Here is a 4,729-nt window from a genome sequence, read left to right on the forward strand (position 1 = left end):
CCAAATTCGAAGCCCTGGCCCATCGCTGGTGGGACCGCGAAAGCGAATTCAAACCTCTGCACGACATCAACCCGTTGCGGGTCAACTGGATTGACGAACGCGTCAGCCTGGCCGGCAAGAAAGTCCTCGACGTCGGTTGCGGCGGCGGCATTCTCAGCGAAGCCATGGCTCAACGCGGCGCCACCGTGATGGGTATCGACATGGGTGAAGCGCCGCTGGCGGTCGCGCAGTTGCATCAACTGGAATCCGGCGTGAGCGTCGAATACCGGCAGATCACCGCCGAAGCCCTGGCCGAAGAAATGCCGGAACAGTTCGATGTGGTCACGTGCCTTGAAATGCTCGAGCACGTGCCGGACCCGTCTTCGGTGATCCGCGCCTGCTTCCGTATGGTCAAGCCGGGGGGCCAGGTGTTTTTCTCCACCATCAACCGCAACCCGAAGGCGTACCTGTTCGCCATCGTCGGCGCCGAATACATCATGAAGCTGCTGCCGCGCGGCACCCACGACTTCAAGAAATTCATTCGCCCATCCGAGCTGGGTGCCTGGAGCCGCATGGCCGGGCTGACCGTCAAGGACATCATCGGCCTGACGTACAACCCGCTGACCAAGCATTACAAACTGGCGTCCGACGTGGACGTCAATTACATGATCCAGACCCTGCGCGAGGAGTAAGCCGATGCGTATCAGAGCAGTTCTTTTCGACATGGACGGCACCCTGCTCGACACCGCGCCGGATTTCATTGCGATCTGCCAGGCGATGCGTGCCGACCGTGGCTTGCCACCGATCAACGATAAACACATCCGCGACGAGATCTCCGGCGGCGCCAAGGCGATGGTCGCGGTAACGTTCTCGATGGACCCGGAATCGCCGGGTTTCGAGGCGTTGCGTCTGGAGTTCCTGGAGCGCTACCTCGTCGGTTGTGCGGTGCACAGCAAACTGTTCGATGGCATGGGCGAACTGCTCGCGGACATCGAGAAGGCCAACCTGATCTGGGGCGTGGTCACCAACAAGCCGCTGCGCTTCGCCGAACCGATCATGCAACAACTGGGGCTGGCCGAACGCTCGGCCTTGCTGATCTGCCCGGACCATGTGAAGAACAGCAAACCGGACCCGGAACCGTTGATCCTGGCCTGCAAGATGCTCGATCTGGATCCGGCCAGCGTGCTGTTCGTGGGCGATGACCTGCGCGATATCGAATCGGGTCGCGATGCCGGGACCAAGACTGCGGCAGTGACGTTCGGCTATATCCACCCGGACGACAACCCGCGGCACTGGGGAGCGGATGTGGTGGTCGATCATCCACTGGAGTTGCGCAAAGTGCTTGATAGCGCTTTGTGTAGCTGCTGAGTAGAGATGCTTTTGTGGCGAGGGAGCTTGCTCCCGCTGGGCTGCGAAGCGGCCCTTTAATCTGCCACTGCAATCTATCAGGCACACTGAATTTGCAGGTTTTACGACTGCTTCGCAGCCGAGCGAGAGCAAGCTCCCTCGCCACAGGTTCAGTGCCGGCCTTATTGTTGAATTGTCGTGAGGTTTTTTATGTTCGATTATTCCGCCCGCCCCGACTTGCTCAAGGATCGGGTCATTCTGGTCACCGGCGCTGGCCGTGGCATCGGCGCTGCCGCCGCTAAAACCTATGCGGCTCACGGCGCAACCGTGCTGTTGCTGGGCAAGACCGAAGCCAACCTGACTCAGGTCTACGACGAAATCGAAGCCGCAGGTCACCCGCAACCGGCGGTGATTCCGTTCAATCTGGAAACCGCCCTGCCCCATCAATACGATGAGCTGGCGGCGATGATTGAAACTGAATTCGGTCACCTCGACGGCCTGCTGCACAACGCATCGATCATTGGCCCGCGCACGCCGATTGAACAACTGTCAGGCGAAAACTTCATGCGGGTCATGCAAGTCAACGTCAACGCCATGTTCATGCTCACAAGCACTTTGTTGCCGCTGCTCAAGCTGTCCAAGGACGCCTCGGTGGTATTCACGTCCAGCAGCGTTGGACGCAAGGGCCGCGCGTACTGGGGCGCCTATGGCGTTTCCAAGTTTGCCACTGAAGGCTTGATGCAAACCCTGGCAGACGAAGTCGACACCGTGGCGCCAGTGCGCTCCAACAGCATCAACCCGGGCGCCACCCGCACGAGCATGCGCGCCCAGGCCTATCCGGGAGAAAACCCACTCAACAATCCGACGCCCGAGGAGATCATGCCGGTCTACCTGTATTTGATGGGTCCGGACAGCACAGGCATCAACGGGCAAGCTTTTAACGCCCAGTAATGCCGTACGTCGCTTTTGTGCCGCGGCGAATTTCCGTCGCGGCACCGAGGCCGAAGTGAAACTCCAGTCAAACTAATGTCAGCGCATGCACCACAACCGTTCTTAAATCTTCTAAACAGTTGATTTATAAGAACTTATCAACACCCCTGATTTGGCACGACTTTCGCTCTGCACTTGCTCACATACGCCGTGTGAACGCGAACCGGGCGGAGCTGCAGTCGACAGGCTCCAAATCTTCTACAAAGCCGATTAAACTTGTACGAAATGTCCTACGGGGCTGACGGACCAGTACTGACGCGCAGCCTAAAGCCGCTCTCACCCAGCTTGTAAGACACAGCCTTACTGCTCAAGGGCGCACGCCATATGAAATCACCTTCCCAGACCAACGCAATTGACTTCGATAGCGCCAAATTGCAGCGCCTGGGTTTTGGTCAGCAGCAACCCTCTCCAGAAAGACCTGCCAGCCTTGCGAAACTGCGCCAGCAATTGAGCTTGCAACTGCAAACCAGTCTTGAACCCCAACGCATTCTCGGCCTGTTCTTTGTTGAAGTTCAGCGCCTGGTCCCGCTGGATGCCTTGAGCTACGAGCACAAGAGCAGTGACCTGCGCCTTGAGTTTGGTCAACGCGGCCACCACTCGATCAGCTACAGCCTCAGCCATGAGGGTGAACATCTGGGTGAATTGGTGTTTCGCCGCAACCAGCGCTTCAGCGAGCAGGAACAGGGCAACCTGGAATCGCTGCTGGCGACATTGCTGTATCCGATGCGCAATACCCTGCTGTACCGCGCAGCCACTCAAAGCGCGTTACGCGACCCGTTGACCGGCACCGGCAACCGCATCGCGATGGATCAGACCCTGCAGCGGGAAATAGATCTGTCGCGGCGCCATCTGCAACCGTTGTCGTTGTTGATGCTGGACATCGATCATTTCAAGCAGATCAACGATACCCATGGTCATAGTGCGGGTGATGACGTGCTCAAGGCAGTTGCTGCTTCGATCAAACATCAGTTGCGCAACGTCGACATGGTGTTTCGTTTCGGCGGCGAGGAGTTTTTGATTCTGCTGTCGAACACCAGCCGGGAAGCTGCTGCCCTGGTCGGTGAACGCCTGCGGTTTGCCGCTCAGAGCGAGGAATACATCGCCGATGGGCGCTCGATTCAACTGACTGTCAGCCTCGGTTGCTCGACCCTGCTGCCTGGCGAGTCTGCCGAAAGCCTGGTGCGACGGGCTGATAATGCGCTGTATGTGGCCAAGCGCGAGGGGCGTAATCGGTTGGCGATGGCAGGCTGAGCCGTTGCTCGCTGCACAAAAGACTGTGGGAGCCAGCAAGCTGGCTCCCACAGTTCTACAGCGGCTTCTCGGGATCAGCTTTCGGCCAATTCCAGTCGCTCACGGGTTACCGGTGCCTTCTCTGCGTGCTCAAGCTGCATGCAGCGCTCCAGGAACAGGTACATGTAGTCGTAGCTCTTGCACACTGCCTGACGCAGCTCCACCTGCAGGGCTTTGCTCGGATTAATCCCCGCCAGAGTGCAAATGATTTCCAACGCTTCCCAAGGATGGGCATCGTCGTACTGGGCATGCATTTTCAGCCACTTCATCGCACGCTTGCGCTCTTCCTCAGGGAAAGAAGCGGCGTACACGCCGTTGGAGCAAACCACCGCCGACCACTCGCCGGTCGCACCTTCAATGGCATAGTTGGTGGCGGCAATGGCAACGATCAGCGAATCCGAAGAACTGGTGTGCCAGCACCAATGGCTGAGGGCGTGAAGTTCCGGGGCAACCTGTTGTGCCTGCAGATCTTCCAGGCTGACGCCGTGTGCACGGCTCCAGTTCACCCAATAATCGGCGTGGTTCAATTCGACCCGAATGTTGCGCATCAGCCAGCGACGCGCCATGTCTTCGCCCGGATGGCGGGCAAATCGGGTCTTGGTCAGGTTTTGGGCCATGTATAACGCGAACTGTTCGACCACCGGCCAACCACCGATCAGGTATTGGCGCATGGTCTTCGCACTGAGTTTGTTATCTCGCATGCGTTGATACAGTTCGTGTTCGACCACCCGGCGCTTGCTCTCGCTGCAGTCCTTGATCAGGCGCTGAGCCCATTCAGGGTAACTCGCAGCTTCCATGAGCGGTCCGGTTCGGTTGAATGTGTCGATCACTGTCGAGCTCCTTTTGATTGTGATTATTAGATCAGCGAGAGATTTCAACGGAACGTGCCAGGGGCCTTGAACAACAAAGGCTGAGGCCTGGCCGGACGACTCTGGAGACTATCGCAGGTAAACAACTGCGGGCGTTCAATGACATACCCTTGAGCATAATCTACACCAATCTCCAGCAAAGCCTGTTCGATCTGAGTCGTTTCGACAAACTCGGCAATTGTGCGCTTACCCATGACATGCCCGATGTGGTTGATCACCTCGACCATGGCGCGGTTAATCGGGTCGTCCAGCAT

At 58.0% G+C, this 4,729-nt stretch carries 6 protein-coding genes; 4 read left to right on the forward strand and 2 right to left on the reverse strand.

Annotated elements, in window-relative coordinates:
• From ubiG to D8V06_RS16530, 4 genes are all read left to right on the forward strand, one after another.
• Positions 1 to 671, forward strand: a 671-nt coding sequence (gene ubiG, locus D8V06_RS16515; protein WP_130931328.1) for a bifunctional 2-polyprenyl-6-hydroxyphenol methylase/3-demethylubiquinol 3-O-methyltransferase UbiG, incomplete at its 5' end; no start/stop codon positions are given.
• A gap of 4 nt (positions 672 to 675) precedes the next feature.
• Positions 676 to 1,347, forward strand: coding sequence for an N-acetylmuramic acid 6-phosphate phosphatase MupP (gene mupP, locus D8V06_RS16520; protein WP_056856462.1), 672 nt, complete (start codon positions 676 to 678; stop codon positions 1,345 to 1,347).
• Between the two features lie 189 nt (positions 1,348 to 1,536).
• Positions 1,537 to 2,277, forward strand: coding sequence for a YciK family oxidoreductase (locus D8V06_RS16525; RefSeq protein ID WP_056856463.1), 741 nt, complete (start codon positions 1,537 to 1,539; stop codon positions 2,275 to 2,277).
• A gap of 363 nt (positions 2,278 to 2,640) precedes the next feature.
• Positions 2,641 to 3,567, forward strand: a complete 927-nt coding sequence (locus D8V06_RS16530; protein ID WP_056856464.1) for a GGDEF domain-containing protein — start codon at positions 2,641 to 2,643, stop codon at positions 3,565 to 3,567.
• Positions 3,568 to 3,641: 74 nt separating this feature from the next.
• On the opposite strand, the gene D8V06_RS16535 is transcribed toward D8V06_RS16530, so the two are convergent.
• Both D8V06_RS16535 and D8V06_RS16540 read right to left on the reverse strand, forming a co-directional pair.
• A complete protein-coding gene (locus tag D8V06_RS16535; protein ID WP_130931329.1) occupies positions 3,642 to 4,436 on the reverse strand; it encodes an iron-containing redox enzyme family protein in 795 nt (264 codons plus the stop codon).
• 44 nt (positions 4,437 to 4,480) lie between these two features.
• The coding region (locus D8V06_RS16540; RefSeq protein ID WP_130931330.1) for an EAL domain-containing protein at positions 4,481 to 4,729 on the reverse strand (249 nt) is incomplete at its 5' end.

This window comes from Pseudomonas sp. Sample_24 (genome assembly GCF_004307605.1).
Classification (GTDB): Bacteria; Pseudomonadota; Gammaproteobacteria; order Pseudomonadales; family Pseudomonadaceae; genus Aquipseudomonas.

Excerpts from the sequence above, each read along its gene's own strand:
- mupP (WP_056856462.1), top strand. The coding sequence starts at position 676 with ATGCGTATCAGAGCAGTTCTTTTCGACATGGACGGCACCCTGCTCGAC.
- D8V06_RS16530 (WP_056856464.1), top strand. The coding sequence starts at position 2,641 with ATGAAATCACCTTCCCAGACCAACGCAATTGACTTCGATAGCGCCAAA.
- D8V06_RS16525 (WP_056856463.1), top strand. The coding sequence starts at position 1,537 with ATGTTCGATTATTCCGCCCGCCCCGACTTGCTCAAGGATCGGGTCATT.